The following is a 21,283-nucleotide window of genomic DNA, read 5'->3' as shown; positions in this document are numbered from 1 at the left end:
GGCCTCAAGGCCCGGGGCGGCATTAGCGGCCAGCCCCAACTTCGATTGCCTAGCCCGGCTTTGGCGCCCAGCCCGGACTCAGAGGCCAGCCCCGGCCTCCGTTGCCCAGCTTTAGCATCCAGCCTGGCGTTGGCATCCGGCCCGACCTCAGCGCCTGCCAAGCCCAAGCCCAACCTCAGCCTGGCCTGGCCTGGCCTGGCCTGGCCTGGCCTGGCCGGGCCGGGCCGGGCCGGGCCGGGCCGGGCCGGGCCGGGCCGGGCCGACGACACGGGCGGACCTGAGTTTGGGGGGGCGGGGGGCCTGGGACGAGGCCCCCCGCTGGGAAGGGACGGCAGGCGTCACGCCCACAGACCGCGCCACCCGAGGGGAACCGGTCGGCGCCCGGGACAAGGCAGCCAACCCGGCGGGCAACTCCTCAGGCGTCGCGGCCGTCATCCGTCCTACTGGATAAACGACCAGCGCTACCCCAAGTTACGATGCCTAAACATGCCTTTTGCTGCATTTATGCTGTTCCGCTGAACGTCCCTCGAAACACAACCGCCGGCCCACTCGTCATGAGCGGACCGGCGGTGGAGCGATCGAAAATCAGGCGAGCTTGCGCGCCAGGTTCTCGTCCAGGGCGTTCATGAACTCGTCGGTCGTCAGCCACGGTGCGTCCCGGCCGATGAGCGACGCGAGGTCCTTGGTCATCTGACCGCCCTCGACGGTCTCGACGCAGACCTTCTCGAGCGCGAGCGCGAACTCGGTGACCGCCGGGGTCCCGTCCAGCAGACCGCGGTGCTTGAGGCCGCCGGTCCAGGCGAAGATCGACGCGATCGGGTTGGTCGACGTCTTCTCGCCCTTCTGCCACTGGCGGTAGTGGCGGGTCACGGTGCCGTGGGCCGCCTCGGCCTCGACAGTCTTGCCGTCCGGGGTCATCAGCACGGAGGTCATCAGGCCCAGCGAGCCGAAGCCCTGCGCCACCGTGTCGGACTGCACGTCACCGTCGTAGTTCTTGCAGGCCCAGACGTAGCCGCCCTCCCACTTGAGCGCGGCGGCGACCATGTCGTCGATCAGGCGGTGCTCGTAGGTCAGCCCGGCCTTCTTGAAGTCCTCGGCGAACTCGGACTCGAAGATCTCCGCGAACAGGTCCTTGAACCGGCCGTCGTAGGCCTTCAGGATCGTGTTCTTGGTCGACAGGTAGACCGGGTAGTTACGAGCCAGGCCGTAGCGGAACGACGCACGCGCGAAGTCCCGGATCGACTCGTCGTAGTTGTACATACCCATGGCCACGCCACCGGCCGGGAAGTCCGAAACCAGGAACTCCATCGGCGCCGAGCCGTCCGTCGGCGTGAACGTCATCGTCAGCTTGCCGGCACCCGGCGCGACGAAGTCGGTCGCCTTGTACTGGTCACCGTGCGCGTGCCGGCCGATGATGATCGGCTTGGTCCAGCCCGGTACGAGCCGGGGCACGTTCTCCATGATGATCGGCTCGCGGAACACAACGCCGCCGAGAATGTTACGGATCGTGCCGTTCGGCGAGCGCCACATCTTCTTGAGGCCGAACTCCTCGACGCGCGCCTCGTCCGGGGTGATCGTCGCGCACTTCACGCCGACGCCGTGGCGCTTGATGGCGTTGGCCGAGTCGATGGTCACCTGGTCATCGGTCTCGTCGCGATACTGGATCGACAGGTCGTAGTACTCGAGGTCGACGTCGAGGTAGGGCAGGATCAGCTGCTCCCGGATCTGCTTCCAGATGATCCGGGTCATCTCGTCGCCGTCGAGCTCCACGACCGGGTTGTTGACCTTGATTTTCGCCATCGGCCGGCGCTCCTCTCACGGGACACGTGCTTTAGCAGTACGAGCGTACTGCATGAAGCATGAAGATCGCTGCCGGGCCGCCATGACCGGCGGCACAGACAGCACTGGCATCAGCGCTCTACCCTTATCAACGATGTCCGCAACCCAGCATCCCGGCGAAAGCCCCCAGCGCCCCCGGCGCCCGGGGCTGACGTTCGGCACGCTCGACCCCCGGGCACGCCGAGCCAAGCGCACCCGCACCGGCGCGATCCTGGTCATGGCAGCCCTGGTCGCGGTCCTGCTCGCCGTCTTCACCAGCAACCTCTGGCTGGTCGGCGCGGCCATCGTCCCGGTCGCCGCATTCGTCCTGCGCGAGCAGTCTCCCGAGCTCGCCGCCAAATCAACAGCAACCACCCTGGCCGCCGCAGTCAGCCTGATCCTCCTCGGCCTCGGCATCGCCCACGCCTGACCACGCCGCAGGGACTTGCAACCGCACACGACCCTGCCAGCCCGCACAACCCCGCCAGCCCGCACGACCCTGCCGCCATCCTGCGCAGGCACTTCCTGCGCGGTGGAGAAACCTTCTGGCCGCAGGACGCGATCGGGTCGCCGTAACCTCGACCCGATCGCATTTGAAGCATGTCTCTGACCGCCTTCCACGCCTCCCAAGATCCGATCATGGCGGAGAGCCCGCACTGGCGTTACATCGACAACCAGCGCGGATGTCGTCTGCGACGTCACCAAGGACCGCATGGCGAGCAGCCTGCGCCTGGTCGACACGGCCTGGGCCACCTCCCCGACTGTGCGCCGGCCCCGGAATTCGTGGTCGAGGCAGGCCGGCCCGGCATCGCAGCCGTGCAGAAGGAGCCGGCGAGGGCACGGGTCGCCGCCCGGTGGGATGGTCCGATCTTCGACGTTCACGACGACGAGAATGCTTTTCCGCTGAGGTCGCAGCAACGCCCCCTGTGGACAACCGTGCATTGTGGATAACTCCCGATCTTGTCGGTCAGGCTGGCTAAAGTCCTGCCCATGACCGACGCAATCCGCAAGATCGGGTCCGTCACCGTCGTCGCGCTCGACGACGCCGACGGGCCACACTTCGACCTGAGAGAAGACGCGTTCCCGGCGGCGACCCCGCAGGACTGGGCCGCCGCCGACGCGCTCGACCCCGATTCACTGACCCTCGACGGCCGGTGGTGGCTTCGCTTCCGCAGCTTCGCCCTGATCGGCCCGGACGGCCGCGTCACCCTGGTCGACGCCGGCATCGGCCCGGCCGGTTCCCTGGCTGCACAGTGGGCACCCGTGCCCGGGCGGCTGCCGGACGCGCTCGCCGAGGCCGGCATCGCCGCCACCGACGTCGAGACGATCGTCCTGACCCACCTGCACACCGATCACATCGGCTGGGCGGTGCCGGCCGACTCGCCCTTCGTCAACGCGCGGGTGGTCGTGCAGCGAGCCGAGGTCACGGCGTTCCGCGCGGCACGCGACGTGACTCAGCAGGAGGAGGTCCTCCTGACGCCGCTGCACGAGCAGGGCCGGCTGCACGTCATCGAGGGCGACACGCAGCTGACCACCGAGGTGCGCGTCGTCGCCACGCCCGGTCACACCCCCGGCCACCAGTCGGTGCTCGTGGAGTCGGGCGACGAGTCGTTGCTGGTCACCGGCGATCTGCTGGTCCACGCCGTCCAACTCGTCCGCCCCGAGCTCGCCTACGGCCACGACATGGATGCCGAGCTGGCCCGCAAAACGCGACTGTCCATGCTGGAGCACGCCGCCGGCCGCAAATCGTTGCTGGCCGTGTCACACCTGTCCACGTTATGGAGCCAGGCATGACCGGCCCCAGCGCCCCTGCCGCGCAGAGACCCCTGCACGAGGTTCCAGCCGCGCAGAGACCTCGGAGTGAAGAAGCGGCCGCACAGAGGCCCTTGCACGAAAGCGCTGCTGGCCAGAGATCTCTGTGGGAAACGCCGGTCGCACGGAGACCTCTGCGGGAAATGCAGAAAGCCGGGCCAAACCGGCCCGGCTTCCACAACACGCGACCCGGGCCGCGGGGGCCCGGGTCGTGCAACGGTTCGTCAGAGCTCGGTGATGTCCGCCTGCTTCGCGCGGACAGCCTCGGCGGCCTCCTTGAGACCTGCCAGCTCGGTTTCGGTGAGGTCGGTCTCGACGACCTTCCGCACACCGGTGGCGCCGATCTCGGCCTCGACACCCAGGTAGACACCGGAGATGCCGTATTCGCCGTCGACCCAGGCGCAGACCGGCATGACCGCGCCGGAGTCCTCGGCGACGGCGCGCGCCATGCGGGCAGCCGCGGCGGACGGGGCGTAGTAGGCAGAGCCGGTCTTGAGCAGCGCCACGACCTCGGCGCCGCCGTTGCGGGTGCGGGTGACGAGCTCCTCGATCTTGTCGGCCGGGAGCAGGTCGGCGAGCGGCTTGCCGCTGACCGTGGATTTCGACGGGACGGGCACCATCGTGTCGCCGTGCGAGCCCAGCGTCAGCGTGGAGACGGTGCCGACCGGCACCTGCAGCTCCTCGGCGACGAAGTTGGTGAAGCGGGCCGAGTCGAGCATGCCGGCCTGGCCGAGGACCCGGTTCTTCGGGAACTGCGTGGCGATCTGGGCGAGTGCGGTCATCTCGTCCAGCGGGTTGGAGACCACGATGACGACCGCGTTGGGGGCGTACTTCGCGACGTTCTCGGCGACCTGACGGACGATCTTGGCGTTGACGCCGAGGAGGTCCATCCGGCTCATGCCGGGCTTGCGGGGCAGGCCCGCGGTGATGACGACGACGTCCGAGCCCTCGATGGCCTCGTAACCCTCGCCGTTGGGGCCGGTGGTGGCGCCGACAACCTTGGTCTCGAAGCCCTCGACGGGGCGCGACTGGTTGAGGTCGAGCGCGAGTCCTTCGGGCTTGCCCTCGACGATGTCGGTGAGCACCACGGTCTCGAAGATGTCGTACTCGGCGAGCCGCTGTGCGGTCGTGGACCCGTAGAAACCGGCGCCTACGACGGTGACCTTCTTGCCCATGCTCTCACTCCCAGACGGTGGGACGATTTTTCGCGACCGTATCAGTCGGTTAACTCCGTATTACCGACCAGGGCCGCCATGCGACTATCCGATCACAGCTCCATGGGCCTGGGCGAACAAACCGGCCTGCGAGATGTCGATCTTCGCGCCGGTCAGATCGAGGCCGCGCAGCACGACTCCGTCCAGGTCAGCACCCCTGAGGTCGGCGCCCTTGAGCACCACGTCCTTGAGCCGGGCGTTCGAAAGGTCGGCTCCGCGCAGATCCGCCTTGGTCAGGTTGGCACCTTCGAGGTCCGCTTCCCGCAGGCGCAGGCCGGCGAGCTTGGCGGAGGTGAGGTTCTGGCCGCGCAACGACACAAAACCCCAGTCGCCGCCGTCGATCGTCAGCGGTCGCAAGCCGCAGTCGATGAACTGGGTGCCGGTGAGCTTGCACCCGGTCACCGTGGCGTCGAAGAACGAGACGCGCTGCATGACCGACTGCGTGATCGCACACCGGGTCAGCTCGGACGCATTGAAACGTACGTTGCCGAAGTGGCAGTGCGTGAACGTGCAGCCGGTCAGCCGGGCCTCGGACCAGTCGATGTCGTGGAACGCGCAGTCCTCGTAGTCCGCGCGTTCCACATCGGCGAGCGCCCAGTCCTTGCCGGAGAACGTCTCGTTGAGGATCTTGGCCATGGGATGTCAGTGGTAGAAGTGCCGCGTTCCGGTGAGGTAGACGGTCAGGCCCGCCTTCTCCGCCGCCTCGATGACCAGGTTGTCGCGGATCGAGCCGCCCGGCTGGACCACTGCCTTGATCCCGGCGGCGATGAGCACCTCGAGGCCGTCGGGGAAGGGGAAGAACGCGTCGGAGGCCGCCACGCTGCCCTTGGCCCGGTCGGCCCCGGCACGGTTGACCGCGAGATGCGCGGAGTCGACCCGGTTGACCTGGCCCATGCCGACGCCGACGGTCGCGCCGTCGTGCGCCAGCAGGATCGCGTTGCTCTTCACCGAGCGGATGGCCCGCCAGGCGAAGGCGAGGTCGCGCAGCTCGTCAGCGGTTGCCGCCGCACCGGTCGCGAGCGTCCAGTTGGCGGGGTCGTCGCCCTCGGCGTCGATGCGGTCCGACAGCTGGACCAGCACGCCGCCACCGATCTGCTTGATCTCGGCGGGCGGCGGGTTCCAGGCCGGCGCGACCAGCACGCGCAGGTTCTTCTTCTCCTGGAAGATCGCGAGCGCCTCGGGCTCGAAGGAGGGCGCGACGATGACCTCGGTGAAGATGCCGTCGAGCTGCTTCGCCAGCTCGGCCGTGACCTCACGGTTGACGGCGATGACGCCGCCGAAGGCCGACACCGGGTCGCAGGCGTGCGCCTTGCGGTGCGCGTCGGCCACGTCGGCGCCGATCGCGATGCCGCACGGGTTGGCGTGCTTGATGATCGCCACGCACGGGTCGGTGAAGTCGTTGGCACTGCGCCACGCGGCGTCCGCGTCGACGTAGTTGTTGTACGACATCTCCTTGCCGTGCAGCTGCTCGGCCTGCGCGAGCCCGACCGGAGCGTTCGGGTCGATGTAGAGAGCCGCCTGCTGGTGCGGGTTCTCGCCGTAGCGCAGGGCGCTCTGCTGCTTGAGCGCCAGGCCCGCGAATTCCGGCCACTCGGCGGGGGCCAGCACGGTGGCGCACCAGTTGGCGACCGCGACGTCGTATTCCGCGATATCGGCGAAGGCGCGGGCAGCGAGCATCTTGCGCTGCGTCAGCGTGAAACCGCCGGACTTCACCGCTTCGAGGATCAGCGGGTACGCAGCCACGGCGGTCACAACCGCGACGGACGGGTGGTTCTTCGCAGCGGCGCGGACCATCGCGGGACCGCCGATGTCGATCTGCTCGACGCACTCGTCGACGCTCGCGCCCGAGGCCACGGTCTGCGTGAACGGGTAGAGGTTGCTGACCAGCAGGTCGAACGGCTCGATCGAGAGCTCGGCGAGCTGCTGCTCGTGTGCGGGGAGGCGCAGGTCGGCGAGCAGCCCGGCGTGCACCTTCGGGTGCAGCGTCTTGACCCGGCCGTCCAGCGTCTCCGGGAAGCCGGTGAGCTCCTCGACCCGGGTGACCGGCACGCCGGCGCCCTCGATCGTCGAGGCGGTCGAGCCGGTGGAGACGATCTGCACCCCGGCGGCGTGCAGCGCCTGCGCGAGATCGACCAATCCGGTCTTGTCGTAAACGCTGAGCAGCGCCCGCTTGATCGGGCGGAGACCCTCGGTCATGGGATGGTGACCTTCCTGTCCGTGATGGTCCAGCCTTCGCGGACCAACCGGCCGATGCTCTCGACGAGTTGCCGGCGCTCGGCTTGCTTGATGCGCTCGGTCAGCGTCTCTTCCGTGTCGTCCTCGAGGACGGGCACGCTGACCTGGGCGATGATGGGTCCGGTGTCGACGCCGGCGTCGACGAAGAACAGAGTGGCGCCGGCGAGCTTCACCCCGTACGCGAGGGCGTCGCGGGGGCCGTGCATGCCCGGGAACGACGGCAGCAGCGCGTTGTGGGTGTTGAGATACCGGTCGCCGAAGGCGTCGAGGAATTGTTTGCCGACCAGCTTCAGGAAACCGGCGGAGATCACCAGGTCCGGTTGGTGCTCGGCGACGTGCGCGGTGAGAGCGGCGTCCCAGTCGTCGCGGGTCGGGTATGCCTTCACCGAGTCCACGAATGTCGGCACTCCGGCGGCAGCGGCCCGGTCGAGGCCGGCGATGCCGTCCCGGTCCGCGCCGACCGCCACGACCTGCGCGCCGTACGCGGGGTCCGCGGCGGCGTCGAGAAGTGCTTGCAGGTTGGAGCCGGAGCCGGAGACCAGAACGACCAGGCGGGAGGGCGCGGGGTCAGTCACCCGAGCACCCTACCTGAGGCACCCGCACGCCCAGCCCATCGCCCGCGCCCCCTGTGGCCAGCGCCTCAGACCTGAACGAGAGACCTCACGAGAGACCGGGAAGGGACCTCAAGCGGAACGGAGGAGGGACCTCAAGCGGGACCAAGGACGGACCTCAGACGGGGCCTCAGGAAGCGCCGCGGCGACCCCGTGCCGCCGCCCGAGGGAATCCGGCGATCACATTCGATCGGGCGCCGAGGATTGAAAACATCGATGCACTGGGCAAGAGGAACGGAGCTAGCGGGACCGGGCATGCCGTCGAGCGCCGTGACCAGGCAAATGGGGCAGCGCGCAACCGTGTGACAACGGTACGATGCCCGTCTTCAAGCAGCCTTTTCCTCCCTCGGTAAGGATATTTTTATGCAGCCAGGCCAGGACGACCCGAACCAGCAGCCGCCCGGGTCCTTCCCCCCGCCGCCCCCGTCGTACGGCGCGCAGCCGCCCTATGGCGCGGGCCCGACGCCCCCGCAGAACACCCAGGGTCTCGTCGGCATGATCCTCGGCATCGCGGCGATCCCGCTGCTGTGCTGCTTCTACCTCGGCCTGCCGCTCGGCATCGCCGCGGTCGTGGTCAGCTACCTGGGTCTCAACAAGGCCAAGGCGGGCCTCGCCACCAACCGCAGCCAGGCCCTCGCGGGTCTGATCTGCGGTGCCATCGCCGTGGTCCTCGGCATCGCCGGCCTGATCTACTCGATCGTGGCGGGCACCTGGAACATGTCGAGCTACTCGGACTTCGGATCCAACTGATCCCGTCCCACCCCAGCACCAGGTAAAGGGCGGTCCGGCAAACAACCCGGGCCGCCCTTCCTCGTACCCGAGCAGCGCCAGCAGCAGCAGCAGCGAAGAACTACTTGTTGTGGTGCACCGGCGCCCGGAAAGCCCGCCCGGCGGCGGCCCCGATGCTGGCGCAAACGCCGACCACGGCTGCGGCGACCAGCGCGACCTGCCACGGGACCGGGCCGATGTCCGCCAACTGGCCGTCGCCCAGCGGCCCGCTCGACAGCCACGAGACCACCCCGAGCACCAGGCCCGCGATGGGACCGGCGATGACCGCTGAACTGAGCACCAGGGGCCAGGGGGGCTCGACCGGCGGGAGGTCGCCGTTGGGGTGGCGGCCGTCGACCAGGTGGCCGTCGACGACGTGGTGGATCGTCATCAGGCGGCGGGTGAGCAGCCAGCCGGCAGCCATCGCCGCGAGCACGGGCACGGCGAGCAGCAGGGCACCGCTGGCGCCCATGGGTCCGGCGGGCAGGCCGGCGAGCAGGGGCAGGGTCGGGAGGACCGGGCCGACCGTGAGCTCGGTCAGGCGTACGGCGGAATCGGCTCCCAGAGAGAAGCCCGGGCCCAGCAGGTAGGCCGCCGCCCAGACCGCGGCATTGGCGCCGTAGGCGAGGCTGACCAGGGTGATTCCGGCCTGTCCCGCGGCGCCGGTCCGGTAGGCGGCGATCATCTCCGCGGCCTGCTTGCCGCCGACGGCGACCGACAGGCCGGCGAAGACGGCTCCGGCGGCGAGGATGAACATCGCGGCGACTACACCCGTGCGCAGTCCGTGCCGTAGCGGCTGGGGGATGCGCCGGGCGATGACGACGAGGGCTTCGGTGCTGCGCAGCGAGCCGATCAGTGAGAAGACCAGGCCGGCGAGGAAGAAGTGGATCCCGGCCCGGGTGGGTGAGACGTCGGTGCCGCGGCCGTCGACCGTGAGGGCCGCGAGCAGGCCGATGACCCCGTAGATGAACCCGATGGTGAGGGCCACGAGCAGCGCGGCCCGGGTGGAGCCGCTGCGGCGGGCCCCGATCGCCCGGGTGACGTGCAGGCCGGCGCGGTTGAGGCGCCAGCCCGCCAGCAGGGTCAGGAGCAGTGGCGCGAGCCCGAGCGAGCCGATCGAGGTACCGATCGGGACGCCGTGGCCGAGCAGCCACCCGGCCAGCCCGGCGTGCATGGCACCGCCGAGACCGCCCTGCCCCTCGAGCGTGCGGGCCAGGCCGATGACCGCGGCGACCGGGACGTACGAGAGGAATGCCGCCCAGATGGTCGCGAAGGCCGCCGCGACCGGCAGTGGCGCACGGCTGCGCGACGCGCCCGCCTGGCGCTGCCGGGGCAGCTTGACCGTCTCCCGGTTGTCGGTGACGCGGACGGTGGGTTGTTCGGTGAGGACGGGGACCGTGTCCCGGACAAGGTCGAACTCGGCCTCGGCGGCCTCGGACGGGTCCCCCGAGCCGGCGGATCGACCGGTGGGGCGGTCGGGTGTTGTCGGCATCGCCGCCTACTTTTCCACGCCGGACGGCCGTCGGCGACGCAGAAACGGCGAGTCGCCGTCACCGGTTCGCCCGGCGGGCTCCACGAAACGCCACAGAAACGACGACGCGCCGCCCACCGGACGCGACTGGTCCGGGCGGCGGCGCGCCTTCTGGCGTACGAAAATCAGCTCATGACCTCGCGCATCAGCCGCGCGGTCTCGCTCGGGGTCTTGCCGACCTTGACGCCTGCGGCCTCGAGGGCCTCCTTCTTGGCGTCCGCCGTGCCGGCCGAACCGGAGATGATCGCGCCGGCATGGCCCATGGTCTTTCCGGGCGGGGCGGTGAAGCCGGCGATGTAGCCGACGACGGGCTTGGTGACGTACGACTTGATGAAGTCGGCGGCACGTTCCTCGGCGTCGCCACCGATCTCGCCGATCATCACGATCGCGTCGGTGTCGGGGTCGTCCTGGAACGCCCGGAGCGCGTCGATGTGCGTGGTGCCGATGATCGGGTCGCCGCCGATGCCGACCGCGGTCGAGAAGCCGAAGTCGCGCAGCTCGTACATGAGCTGGTAGGTCAGCGTGCCGCTCTTGCTGACCAGGCCGATGCGGCCGGCCGGGGTGATGTCGGCGGGGATGATGCCGGCGTTGGAGGCGCCGGGCGACGCGATGCCGGGGCAGTTCGGGCCGATGATCCGGGTCTTCTCGCCCTGCGCGATGTTGTGCGCCCAGAACGCGGCCGAGTCCTGGACCGGCACGCCCTCGGTGATGACCACGGCGAGCGGGATCTCGGCGTCGATGGCCTCGAGCACGGCGGCCTTGGTGAACGCCGGCGGCACGAAGATGACCGACACGTCGGCGCCGGTCTCCTTGATCGCCTCGGCGACGGAGGCGAAGACGGGGAGCGCCGTGCCGTCGAAGTCGACGGTCGTGCCCGCCTTGCGCGGGTTGACACCGCCGACGACGTTCGTGCCCGCGGCGAGCATCCGGCGGGTGTGCTTGGAACCCTCGGAGCCGGTCATGCCCTGGACGATGACCTTGGAGTCCTTGGTGAGCCAGATAGCCATGTCGTCACTTCCCCGCAGCTGCGAGCTCGGCGGCGCGCTCGGCCGCACCGTCCATCGTGTCCACCCGCTCGACGAGCGGGTTCTTCGCCTCGTCCAGGATCGCGCGCCCGGCCTCGGCGTTGTTGCCGTCGAGGCGGACCACGAGCGGCTTGGTGACGGTCTCGCCACGGTCACCCAGCAGCGCGAGCGCCTGGATGATGCCGTTGGCGACCTCGTCGCACGCGGTGATGCCACCGAAGACGTTCACGAACACCGACTTCACGGCCGGGTCGGAGAGCACGACCTCGAGACCGTTGGCCATCACGGCCGCGCTGGCGCCGCCGCCGATGTCGAGGAAGTTGGCGGGCTTGACGCCGCCGTGCTTCTCACCGGCATACGCGACCACGTCGAGTGTCGACATGACCAGGCCCGCGCCGTTGCCGATGATCCCGACCTCGCCGTCGAGCTTCACGTAGTTGAGGTTCTTCGCCTTGGCGGCCTGCTCCAGCGGGTCGACCGCGGACTGGTCGACCAGCGCCTCGTGGTCGGGGTGCCGGAACCCGGCGTTCTCGTCGAGGGTGATCTTCGCGTCGAGCAGCAGCACGCGGCCGTCGCCGACCTTGGCGAGCGGGTTGACCTCGACCAGCGTCGCGTCCTCGGCGACGAACGCCTGCCACAGCTTCACCGCGATGTCGGTGATCTGCTCGGCGACCTCGGCGGGGAACTGCGCCGCGGCGACGATCTCGCGGGCCTTGGCCTCGGTGACGCCCTCATTGGCGTCGATCGCGATCTTCGCGACCTTGTCGGGCTGCTCCTCGGCGACCGTCTCGATCTCCATGCCGCCGGCGACGCTGGCGATGCAGAGGAAGGTGCGGTTGGCGCGGTCCAGCAGGTAGGAGAAGTAGAACTCGTCCTTGATGTCCGCGGTCTCGGCCAGCATCACCTTGTGCACGGTGTGGCCCTTGATGTCCATCCCGAGGATGTCGGTCGCGCGGGCCTCGGCCTCATCGGCGTCCGCCGCCAGCTTCACGCCGCCGGCCTTACCGCGGCCACCGACCTTCACCTGCGCCTTGACGACGACCCGTCCGCCAAGTCGCTCGGCGATCGCACGGGCCTCCTGCGGGGTCTCGGCAACTCCGCCGCCCAGCACGGGCAAGCCGTGCCGTTCGAACAGGTCGCGCCCCTGATACTCGAACAGGTCCACGTGTCTCCTTTCGCTCGCGACGCCTACCCGGTAAACCGCGTACCCGCGTCCCGACCTGTGTCCGCGGCGCGTCGTTGCGTCGCCGCCAGCGTGAGAGATTTGTCAGCCCCAGGGTGATTCTGAGACCTCGATTCGCAGCCTAGCCACACCGCCGGTCACGGAACGCCCGCGGGTGCGAGCTGTGCAAGACCACACAACCTTTGTTGAGTACGCCCGATGCCTCCCCCAACCGCATCAGCCCCGAACCCCGCCTCCGGCGGCTCGCGCCACCCGGGCATCTGCCCACTTCAGGCCGTACCCAACTGCCGGGTGAAGGTGTTTGGTCACCCCTGCCGCGCACCTGATCCTCCTCGCCCCGCCACCCCGCGCGCCCCGCCGTTCGCGTTCGGCGGAAGAAGCCCGTAACCCCCGTCCGGAGGCGTCGTTGAGTGTGATGTCAACGCGCTGAGCGCGGGGGCGGAAAGCGGCCGATGCCCTGTCGGTCGAGGGGTGGCGGCGGGGCATCGTGCATAGAGAGGCCGGACGTGTGAGGGGTGCGTCCGGCCTCTCCCCTTAACTCTTCGCAGTTAATTGGTTACTAATTCGCGGCGGCCGCCTCATTTCAGGCAACCGGCGTCGCGACATTGGCGCGCACCCATTCGACGATGGAAGTCGTCGTGGCACCCGGGGTGAATATCCGGGCGACGCCGAGTTTTTCGAGCTCCGCGATGTCCTCGGGCGGAATGATGCCGCCGCCGAATACCACGATGTCGGCCGCATCCCGCTCGGCGAGCAGTTCGAGCAGCCGCCGGAACAGCGTCATGTGCGCGCCCGACAACACCGACAACCCGATGGCGTCGGCGTCTTCCTGCAACGCGGTCTCCACGATCTGCTCGGGCGTCTGATGCAGACCGGTGTAGACGACCTCCATGCCGGCGTCACGCAGGGCCCGCGCCACCACTTTGACGCCCCTGTCATGCCCGTCGAGCCCAGGCTTGGCGACCACAACCCTGATCCGTGCTTCCATCTGCGACCCCTTCGGCGCGTGTCGAACCCAGCCGTCGACCAACCCAGCCCGTCAACCAACCCAGCCCGTCGACCCAGAGCTATGACACGACCTTAACGAACGCTAACCCTCAGGCGCTGAACCTTCGAGGCCGCAGCCGCGTACTACTCCGCGGAACAACACCGCCCTGACGCCCATCCGCAAGCACCGTTAAGCGTATTCCACGTCACATTACTTTGTGCGCCGCGCGCAGTTACGGAGAGCTAACCGCCTCGCTAACCCGAAAAGCTGACCAACTCGGACATTATCCTACGAATACCTAGAGGGAACTGTCAGAGAATTGGCGCTGCGACTTGTGACCGGCGTTGCGTTTGGTTACCGTGGCTCCCGGCTGCCAACTGGTTTACTCCGGTCCGGTTGCCCGGCAAACCACCGTTCATCAGTTGTTCCCGACGGTGGGGCCGCCGCTCTTTGCCATCGACGGAGGGTTGTTCGTGCGTCAGCGCTTGTCGTCTGAGCCCGACCGCTATCGCGGCCGTCGTCGCGTTCCTACCCCGCCGCGCAGTCGTTATGCGGCGGTTGTCACTTCTGCCTTCGTCGGCGCGGGCATCGTCGCCATCGGCGCCGCGGCCCAGCTGCCGGACGCCAAGGCGGTCAACCCGGAGGTCCTGAAGAACCTCCAGGCAGCCGCAGGCGTGCAGGACGCCCTCGCCGACCGCACCACGGACAGCGGCGACCGCGCCTCCCGAGGCGACGAACGCGGCTCCGACGACGCGGCCCTCTCGCAGGAAGCCCTGGAGAAGGACCCCTGGGTCCTCCCCCTCGAGGACTACACGTTCACCGCCCCCTACGGCATGCGCTTCGGCGTCCTCCACGAGGGCATCGACCTCGCAGCCCCCGAAGGCACCCCCTTCAAGGCGGTCCACGGCGGCACGGTCAAGCAGGCGGGCTACAACGGCGGCTTCGGCTACTCGGTCACCGTCCAGCTCGACGACGGCTCCCAGATGATCTACGGCCACGCCCGCCGCGTCCTCGTCAAGGCCGGCGACAAGGTCAACGCCGGCCAGATCATCGGCGAGGTCGGCAACACCGGCCACTCCTTCGGCACCCACCTCCACCTGGGCATCTACGTCAACGGCAACACCACGGACCCGGTCCCTTACCTCCGGTCCCACGGCGTTGACATCAAGCTGAAGATCGAGTCGGTGTACGGCTCCCTCGCCGCCTCCTGACCCCCGATTAAACGCAGCCAGCGCCCAGCCCCGCGCGGCCGCCACCCCTCGCTCCCGCACGCTGAGCCCTGGCCCCCGCTGCCATCCCTCGCTCCCGCACGCTGAGCCCTGGCCCCCGCGTGCCACCCCTTGCGATGGCACGGCCCCCAAGCCCAGCGCGCTAGCGAGCGCCCAAGCTCAGCCCCTGCTGCCACGCCTTGCGATGGCATCGGCCCCCTGAGGCCCGCGCGCTATTGAGTGCCCAAGCTCAGACCCCCGCTGCCACGCCTCGCGATGGCACGGCCCCCTGCGCCACGCGCCATTGAGCGCCCAAGCTCAGCCCCCGCGGAACCGCATGCCCTGGTAGACGGTCTCCAAGCCTCGCTCAGCCCCTGAACCATCCGTGGCCCGGACCCGCCCGCCACCTCGCTACAAGGCGCCCACCACCGTGGCAGCCAGGCGCGGGGCTCGGGCCGATCGCGCCCACGCCCCAAACGAAATGTGGCTGCCCAGGCGCGAGGCTCCAGCCGATTGTGGCCAGGCCCGCACACGATCGTGGCCGCCGAGGCGTGAGTTCCGGCCGATCGCGCCCAAACCCGCATACGATCGCGGCCTCCCTCACGTCCCAGGGACCTGGACAGCGGCCCGGCCGCGAACCCAGCCCATTCCCAGGGCGTCCGCTCTACCTCAAGTCGATGCCGCGTGCGGTCATCCAGACGGAGTGCAACCCGGCGGCAACCGGGGCGGTAGCAAGCACAGCCAGCGCCTCAGGGCTTCGCTGGACGGTGCCGACAGGCAGGTGTCGGACCGGACGTCGAGGCCTGAAGGGTTGGTACATCGTGCAGCACCGAGCCCCGCGACACGCAGGTGGTCGTCACCGCAGGACGGAACCGCTGCACAGCCACCGCGCCCCGAGCGAGCCCCTGGCCGAGAAGGGCCGCTACGCGATGGCCGCCGCCCTGGTAGCCGGGGTGAGCGTGTCCGGCGTGGCGATCGCCGGCGAGAGCGCAACCCCGGCCGGCGCCACAGGACGTGCCCCAAGCGTCACCACCAGCCCTATCACCGCCAGCTCGACCGCCCTCAGCCCCGGCGCCCTCAACCCGGCCGCCCTCAGCAAGGCCGCCCTCAGCAAGGCCGCCCTCAACCCGGCCGTCAGCCCGGTCGGCGGGGCGAGTGCCGCGGGGACCAGCGTTGATGCCGGGCCCAAGAGTGGTGTGGCCGGGGTTTCGCCGATCGGCGGGCTGGACCTCGGGGAGCCGTTCGTCGTCCAGAAGCGTAAGGTCAAGCCGCTGCCATTGTGGATCAACCCGATGCCGGAGGGCTCCGTGACGTCGTGCTTCGGCGAGCGCTGGGGCAGGCTGCATGCCGGGGTCGACCTGGCCGCGCCCAGTGGCACGCCGATCCGGGCCGCGGGTGCGGGGGTGGTCGTCTCAGCCGGGCCGGCCGACGGGTACGGGAATGCCGTCCTGATCGATCACGGTAACGGGTACCTCACGCACTACGGGCACATGTCGGTCATCACCGTGGTCGCGGGGCAGCAGGTCAAGGTCGGGGACCAGATCGGGAACGAGGGGTCGACCGGGCACTCGACCGGGCCGCACCTGCATTTCGAGGTCCACAAGGGAACCTACAAGAACCCGATCGAGCCCACCCAGTGGATGCACGAGCACGGCGTCGACATCAACGGCTGCGTGGCGTTTGCCGGCTGACGTACCCGAGGGATCAGATCTTCTCGATGGGGGCGTGTCGCAGGATCAGCCACATCACCTGGTCACCGAAGTCGATCTGGGCTCGGGCGCCGGGGCCCTGGCCCTCCACCGTCACCACCCGGCCGAGGCCGTAACGCTGATGGTTGACGCGGTCGCCGGCTGACACCTTCGGGGGCTGGTTCATCATCTCGCTGGCCGTGGTCAGCTTGCTCGCGTCGACGCCGAGGCGTTCCGCGAGACGCTGGGCCTTCGGGGTGCCGCCCGCGAAACCGCCGCCCCGGCTGTAGTCGCCGCCGCCACGGCCACCGACGCCGCCGCCCGTGCCGGACCAGGACGTGTAGTTTCCGGCCGTACGCTCCCAGCGGATCAGCTCCGCCGGAAGCTCATCGGTGAAGCGGGAGGGCGGGTTGTACTGCGGCTGACCCCACGCCGAACGGGTTACCGCGCGGGACAGGTAGAGCCGCTGCCGGGCCCGGGTGATGCCGACGTAGGCGAGCCGGCGCTCCTCCTCCAGCTCGCCGTTGTCGCCGAGCGCGCGCATGTGGGGAAAGACACCGTCCTCCAGCCCGGTGAGGAAGACCACCGGAAATTCGAGGCCCTTCGCCGTGTGCAGGGTCATGAGGGTGACCACACCCTGGTGGTCGGGGTCGTCCGACGGGATCTGATCGGCGTCGGCGACCAGGGCGACCTGTTCGAGGAAGCCGGCCAGCGTCGCCGCCGGGGCCTCGTCGTTCTCGTCGGCCTGGGACTCGACGCGTTCGGTGTACTCCCGGGCGACGCTCACGAGCTCCTGGAGGTTCTCCACGCGGCCCTGGTCCTGCGGGTCGAGGCTCTCCTCCAGCTCGGACAGCAGGCCGGAGCGCTGGAGAACCGCTTCGAGCACCTCTTCGGGCGGTGCGGTCGCGGCGAGCGTACGCAAATCCTCGAGAAGTTGAACGAAGTCGGTGATGCTGTTGACCGCGCGGGTCGAGATGCCGGGGGCGTCCTTGGGGCGCCGCAATGCCTGGCCGAACGAGATGCGGTCGCGGGTGGACAGCGCCTCGATGCAGGCCTCGGCACGGTCACCGATGCCGCGCTTGGGGGTGTTGAGGACGCGGCGGATGCTCACCGTGTCGTCGTCGTTGACCACCGCGCGCAGGTATCCCAGGGCGTCGCGCACCTCTTTGCGCTCGTAGAAGCGGACGCCGCCGACAACCTTGTAGGGCAGGCCGACGCGGATGAACACTTCCTCGAAGACCCGGGACTGGGCGTTGGTGCGGTAGAAGACCGCGACGTCGCCGGGGCGCACCTCGTGGTTGTCCGCGAGACGGTCGATCTCGCGGGCCACCCAGTCTGCCTCGGCGTGCTCGGTGTCGGCCACGTAGCCGACGATCTGCTCGCCCTCGCCCTGGTCGCTCCAGAGGCGCTTGGGTTTGCGGGAGGTGTTGCGGTCGATCACGGCGTTGGCCGCCGACAGGATCGTCTGGGTGGAGCGGTAGTTCTGCTCGAGCAGGATCGTGCGCGCGTCGGTGTAGTCGCGCTCGAACTCGAGGATGTTGCGGATCGTCGCGCCCCGGAACGCGTAGATCGACTGGTCGGCGTCGCCCACGACACAGAGCTCAGCGGGGGGTACGTCACCCGTGGACGCGGTCCCGACCAGCTCGCGGATCAGGGTGTACTGCGCGTGGTTGGTGTCCTGGTATTCGTCGACCAGCACGTGCCGGAAGCGGCGCCGGTAGGCCTCGGCGACGTGCGGATGCGACTGGAACAGGTGCACGGTCGACATGATGATGTCGTCGAAGTCCAGCGCGTGCGCCTCCAGCAGGCGGCGCTGATAGAGCTCGTACGCCTCCGCGATCGCCCGCTCGTTGGGGCCCTTCGCCTTCTCCTTGAAGTCGGCCGGGTCGACGAGCTCGTTCTTCAGGTTGGACACCTGCGCGGCGAGGCCCCGGGCCGTGTAACGCTTGGGGTCGAGGTCCAGCTCGCGGGCCACCATCGTCATGAGGCGCCGGGAGTCGTCCGCGTCGTAGATGGAGAACGTGCTCTTGAGCCCGGCGTGAGTGTGCTCGGCGCGCAGGATCCGGACGCACGCGGAGTGGAACGTCGAGACCCACATCAACCGGGCGCGGGGGCCGACGAGCTCGGCGACGCGCTCCTTCATCTCACCGGCGGCCTTGTTGGTGAAGGTGATCGCGATGATCTCCCCCGGGTGCACGTCCCGCTGGGCCAGAAGGTAGGCGATGCGGTGGGTGAGCACCCGGGTCTTGCCCGAGCCCGCTCCCGCCACGATGAGCAGCGGCGAGCCGGCATGGGTCACGGCGTCGCGCTGAGGGCCGTTCAGACCGTCTAGCAGGGCCTCAGGGTCGGGACGGCGGGCGGCTGGACGCCGGGGCTCCTGCTGCTGAACGGCAGGAATGGCGAACAGGGGCTGGGTATTTTCAGGAAGGGCTCGCATCGCGCGGACAAGTCTATGCCCGGGGTACGACAAACCCTGCGCGGACGCGGACCCGGGTGAAAACATTTGAATACGTCACTGATGGGGTCCCGGTAACCAACCTGTCACCCCATAGAGGTAGCGCTGACCAGGATCGATGAACGAGGCTGTCGACGTTGGTTGATCCGTAACCCGATCGGGAGACCCAATACTATGGACCACCCCCGCCGCAACGGCTGGGCCGTGCTGCGCCATCTCGCCGCACCCGCCCTCGCCGTGGCCGTCGTCGCCACCCTGCCGATGACCCGTGCCGGGCAGGCGCAGGCAGCCCCCGAGTTCGCCCCGGGCCTGGCGCCCGTGAGCGTGAACTACGGCCTGCCTTCCGGGCAGACCGTCAAGGGACAGTTCCTCAGCTACAACGACTTCCACGGCGCCATCGACCCGCCGTCCGGTTCGTCGGCCGCCGTCAACGGCGTGCCCGCGGGCGGCGTCGAATATCTGGCGACCTACCTCAAGAAGCTGCGCGCCGAGGCCACGGGCGAGGGCCGGCAGACCCTCACCGTCGGCGCCGGTGACCTGATCGGCGCGACACCGCTGGTCAGCGCCGCGTTCCACGATGAGCCGACGATCGAGCTGATGAACGAGGTCGGCCTGCAGATCTCCTCGGTCGGCAACCACGAGTTCGACGAGGGCGTCGCCGAGCTGATCCGTCTGCAGCGCGGCGGATGTCACCCGACCGACGGATGCCAGGACGGCGACGGGTTCGGCGGCGCGAAGTTCACCTATCTCGCCGCGAACACGATCAACAAGAAGACCGGCCTGCCGATCCTGCCGCCGATCGACATCAGGTTCGTGAACGGCGTACCCGTCGGATTTGTCGGTCTGACCCTGGAAGGCACCGCTGGCATCGTCAACCCTGCCGGTATCAAGGACGTGCGCTTCGCCAACGAGGTCGAGACGGCCAACAAGTGGAGCAACATCCTGAAGCTGTTCGGCGTGAAGGCGCAGGTGCTGCTCGTGCACCAGGGCGGCCAGCAGAACGTCTCCGACACCGTGCCCGTGCCCGGCGTCTCGGACTGCAACAACTTCAGCGGCCCCATCATCGACATCGTCAAGGGTCTCAACCCCGAGTTCGGCGTCGTGGTCTCCGGGCACACACACCGGTTCTACTCGTGCACGCTGCCCAACTCGAAGGGCACCTCGGTGGTCACCAGCGCCGGCACCGTCGGCCAGCTGATCACCGACATCGACTACAGCATCGACCGGCGCACCGGTAAGTTCGCCCAGATCACGGCGAAGAACGTGGTGGTCCAGAACGGTGTCCCCGACGGCAACGGCGGCTGGCTCAAGGACGCCTCCGGCGTCTTCCTGAAAGACCCCGCCACGGTCGATGCCAAGGCCAAAAAGGTCGCGGACAAATACCGTACGGCCGTCGCGCCGATCGCCAACAAGGTCGTCGGCTCGATCACGGGCGACATCGTCCGCACCACGGCCCCCAACGGGGAATCCCCGCTCGGTGACGTGATCGCCGACGCGCAACTCGCCTACACCTCGGCGGGCGGCGCACAGATCGCGTTCATGAACCCGGGCGGCATCCGCGCCGACTTCGACGCCGAGTTCTCCGCCGGCGGCGAGTCCAATGGCCAGGTCACGTATGGCGAGGCGTTCACCGTCCAGCCGTTCAACAACCTCGTGGTCACCCAGTCGTTCACCGGCGCGCAGATCAAAGATGTCCTGGAACAGCAGTTCGCCGGGTTCGGCGGCCAGACCACCCAGCGCATCCTCCAGGTCTCCGGTGGTCTGACCTACTCCTGGAACAGTACGGCCGCAGCCGGCTCGAAGGTGTCAGCGATCGCACTCAACGCCACCCCGATCGACCCCGCAGCCACCTACCAGGTCACCACGAACGACTTCCTGGCCAACGGCGGCGACGGCTTCACCAACCTGGCCCTGGGCACCGGCCGCACCACGGCACCGGGCTTCGACATCGACGCCCTGGTCGCCTATCTCGGCGCGGGCACCCCGATCGCCCCCGGCCCCGCCAACCGGATCACCAAGCTCGGCTGAGGCCGGCATCGGGCTCGGCTAAGGCCGGTATCGGGCTCGGCTGAGGCCGGTATCGGGCTCGGCTGAGGCCGGCATCCCACGGTTCGGGCGGTTTCCTTGCGAGGCTGCCCGGGCCGGGGGCATACTCGCTTCGTGATTCAGCGCGCGCGATTTTATGACTACGGCACCGGATGTCCGGCGACCGTGGATCGCGCCTGAACGACAGGCCTCCATCAAGCCCCGGGCTTCCCAGCCCGGGGCTTCATGCTGCCCGGGCCGGGGCACCCGGGAACCCAGCACCCGAGGAGCATGACATGAGCGCAGACCTGGTCAAGGGCGACCCGGCCGCGGACGGCACGCTGGACAGCAGCGGCCTCGACGAGCCCACCGGCGCGGGCGGCATGCTGGCCGCCGAGGAGATCCAGGCGATCCGCGAGCGCATCGACGAGATCGACCAGACCATCATCGACCTCTGGCTGGAACGCTCCCGCCTCTCCCAAGAAGTAGGCCGCACCCGCATGGCCTCAGGCGGCACCCGCCTCGTCCTCTCCCGCGAACGAGTCATCGTCGACCGCTTCCGCGAAGCCCTCGGCCCCGACGGCACCCAGGTCGCCCTCCTCCTCCTCCGCGCCGGCCGCGGCCCCCTCTGACCCACCGCTCCCCCGCCACGTCCACCGGCCCGACCCGGCACGGCGCAGGCTGACACGAACGGCCAGCTACGGGACTGTAAAAAAGACGGT

Annotated in this window: 17 protein-coding genes; 7 read left to right on the top strand and 10 right to left on the bottom strand. The window is 69.1% G+C overall.

The window, feature by feature from the left end:
* Positions 1–585 precede the first annotated feature (585 nt).
* Positions 586–1,800, bottom strand: coding sequence for an NADP-dependent isocitrate dehydrogenase (locus tag Aco04nite_RS45630; protein ID WP_203836294.1), 1,215 nt, complete (start codon positions 1,798–1,800; stop codon positions 586–588).
* Between the two features lie 133 nt (positions 1,801–1,933).
* On the opposite strand from Aco04nite_RS45630, the gene Aco04nite_RS45625 reads away from it, so the two are divergent.
* Together Aco04nite_RS45625 and Aco04nite_RS45620 are read left to right on the top strand one after the other, a co-directional pair.
* The gene (locus Aco04nite_RS45625; protein WP_213003432.1) at positions 1,934–2,248 is read left to right on the top strand and encodes a hypothetical protein; all 315 of its coding nucleotides are present in this window, start codon (positions 1,934–1,936) and stop codon (positions 2,246–2,248) included.
* A 560-nt stretch (positions 2,249–2,808) separates the two neighbouring features.
* Positions 2,809–3,612 carry an MBL fold metallo-hydrolase gene (locus tag Aco04nite_RS45620; protein WP_213003431.1) on the top strand — a complete coding sequence of 268 codons (804 nt, stop codon included), beginning with the start codon at positions 2,809–2,811 and terminating at the stop codon, positions 3,610–3,612.
* A gap of 242 nt (positions 3,613–3,854) precedes the next feature.
* Here the strand turns inward: Aco04nite_RS45620 and mdh are convergent, their stop codons facing one another.
* The 4 genes from mdh to purN all read right to left on the bottom strand — a co-directional run bounded on the left by mdh (position 3,855) and on the right by purN (position 7,654).
* A complete protein-coding gene (gene mdh, locus Aco04nite_RS45615) occupies positions 3,855–4,805 on the bottom strand; it encodes a malate dehydrogenase (protein WP_203836298.1) in 951 nt (316 codons plus the stop codon).
* Between the two features lie 84 nt (positions 4,806–4,889).
* Positions 4,890–5,480, bottom strand: a complete 591-nt coding sequence (locus Aco04nite_RS45610) for a pentapeptide repeat-containing protein (RefSeq protein WP_213003430.1) — start codon at positions 5,478–5,480, stop codon at positions 4,890–4,892.
* 6 nt (positions 5,481–5,486) lie between these two features.
* Positions 5,487–7,040, bottom strand: a complete 1,554-nt coding sequence (gene purH, locus Aco04nite_RS45605; RefSeq protein ID WP_213003429.1) for a bifunctional phosphoribosylaminoimidazolecarboxamide formyltransferase/IMP cyclohydrolase — start codon at positions 7,038–7,040, stop codon at positions 5,487–5,489.
* Positions 7,037–7,654, bottom strand: a complete 618-nt coding sequence (gene purN, locus Aco04nite_RS45600; protein WP_203836301.1) for a phosphoribosylglycinamide formyltransferase — start codon at positions 7,652–7,654, stop codon at positions 7,037–7,039. The genes purH and purN overlap by 4 nt, the downstream gene beginning before the upstream one ends.
* 399 nt (positions 7,655–8,053) lie before the next feature.
* On the opposite strand from purN, the gene Aco04nite_RS45595 reads away from it, so the two are divergent.
* Positions 8,054–8,440: a DUF4190 domain-containing protein gene (locus Aco04nite_RS45595; protein ID WP_213003428.1), complete on the top strand. Its 387-nt coding sequence runs from the start codon at positions 8,054–8,056 to the stop codon at positions 8,438–8,440.
* A 100-nt stretch (positions 8,441–8,540) separates the two neighbouring features.
* Here the strand turns inward: Aco04nite_RS45595 and Aco04nite_RS45590 are convergent, their stop codons facing one another.
* The 4 genes from Aco04nite_RS45590 to icmB form a co-directional block, all read right to left on the bottom strand.
* Complete coding sequence (locus Aco04nite_RS45590) at positions 8,541–9,950, bottom strand: cell division protein PerM (protein WP_213003427.1); 1,410 nt, start codon at positions 9,948–9,950, stop codon at positions 8,541–8,543.
* Positions 9,951–10,114: 164 nt separating this feature from the next.
* Complete coding sequence (sucD, locus tag Aco04nite_RS45585; protein ID WP_203836304.1) at positions 10,115–10,996, bottom strand: succinate--CoA ligase subunit alpha; 882 nt, start codon at positions 10,994–10,996, stop codon at positions 10,115–10,117.
* Positions 10,997–11,000: 4 nt separating this feature from the next.
* Positions 11,001–12,179: an ADP-forming succinate--CoA ligase subunit beta gene (gene sucC, locus Aco04nite_RS45580; RefSeq protein ID WP_213003426.1), complete on the bottom strand. Its 1,179-nt coding sequence runs from the start codon at positions 12,177–12,179 to the stop codon at positions 11,001–11,003.
* A 601-nt stretch (positions 12,180–12,780) separates the two neighbouring features.
* Positions 12,781–13,185 (bottom strand): coenzyme B12-dependent isobutyryl CoA mutase small subunit, encoded by a 405-nt coding sequence (icmB, locus tag Aco04nite_RS45575; protein ID WP_213003425.1) that lies wholly within the window; start codon positions 13,183–13,185, stop codon positions 12,781–12,783.
* Positions 13,186–13,658: 473 nt separating this feature from the next.
* On the opposite strand from icmB, the gene Aco04nite_RS45570 reads away from it, so the two are divergent.
* The gene (locus Aco04nite_RS45570) at positions 13,659–14,396 is read left to right on the top strand and encodes a M23 family metallopeptidase (RefSeq protein WP_213003424.1); all 738 of its coding nucleotides are present in this window, start codon (positions 13,659–13,661) and stop codon (positions 14,394–14,396) included.
* A gap of 818 nt (positions 14,397–15,214) precedes the next feature.
* Positions 15,215–16,084 (top strand): M23 family metallopeptidase, encoded by an 870-nt coding sequence (locus tag Aco04nite_RS45565; RefSeq protein WP_244876780.1) that lies wholly within the window; start codon positions 15,215–15,217, stop codon positions 16,082–16,084.
* 13 nt (positions 16,085–16,097) lie between these two features.
* Here the strand turns inward: Aco04nite_RS45565 and pcrA are convergent, their stop codons facing one another.
* On the bottom strand, positions 16,098–18,518 hold the full coding sequence (gene pcrA / locus Aco04nite_RS45560) for a DNA helicase PcrA (protein WP_244876779.1): 2,421 nt from the start codon (positions 18,516–18,518) through the stop codon (positions 16,098–16,100).
* A 192-nt stretch (positions 18,519–18,710) separates the two neighbouring features.
* Here pcrA and Aco04nite_RS45555 point away from each other — a divergent pair, with 192 nt between their 5' ends.
* Both Aco04nite_RS45555 and Aco04nite_RS45550 read left to right on the top strand, forming a co-directional pair.
* Complete coding sequence (locus Aco04nite_RS45555) at positions 18,711–20,564, top strand: bifunctional metallophosphatase/5'-nucleotidase (protein ID WP_213003423.1); 1,854 nt, start codon at positions 18,711–18,713, stop codon at positions 20,562–20,564.
* Between the two features lie 293 nt (positions 20,565–20,857).
* Positions 20,858–21,193, top strand: coding sequence for a chorismate mutase (locus Aco04nite_RS45550; RefSeq protein ID WP_213003422.1), 336 nt, complete (start codon positions 20,858–20,860; stop codon positions 21,191–21,193).
* The last annotated feature ends 90 nt before the right edge of the window (positions 21,194–21,283 follow it).

The sequence above is a fragment of the Winogradskya consettensis genome, assembly GCF_018332715.1.
Lineage (GTDB): Bacteria > Actinomycetota > Actinomycetes > Mycobacteriales > Micromonosporaceae > Actinoplanes > Actinoplanes consettensis.
This window is presented reverse-complemented; position numbering and strand designations above follow the sequence as displayed.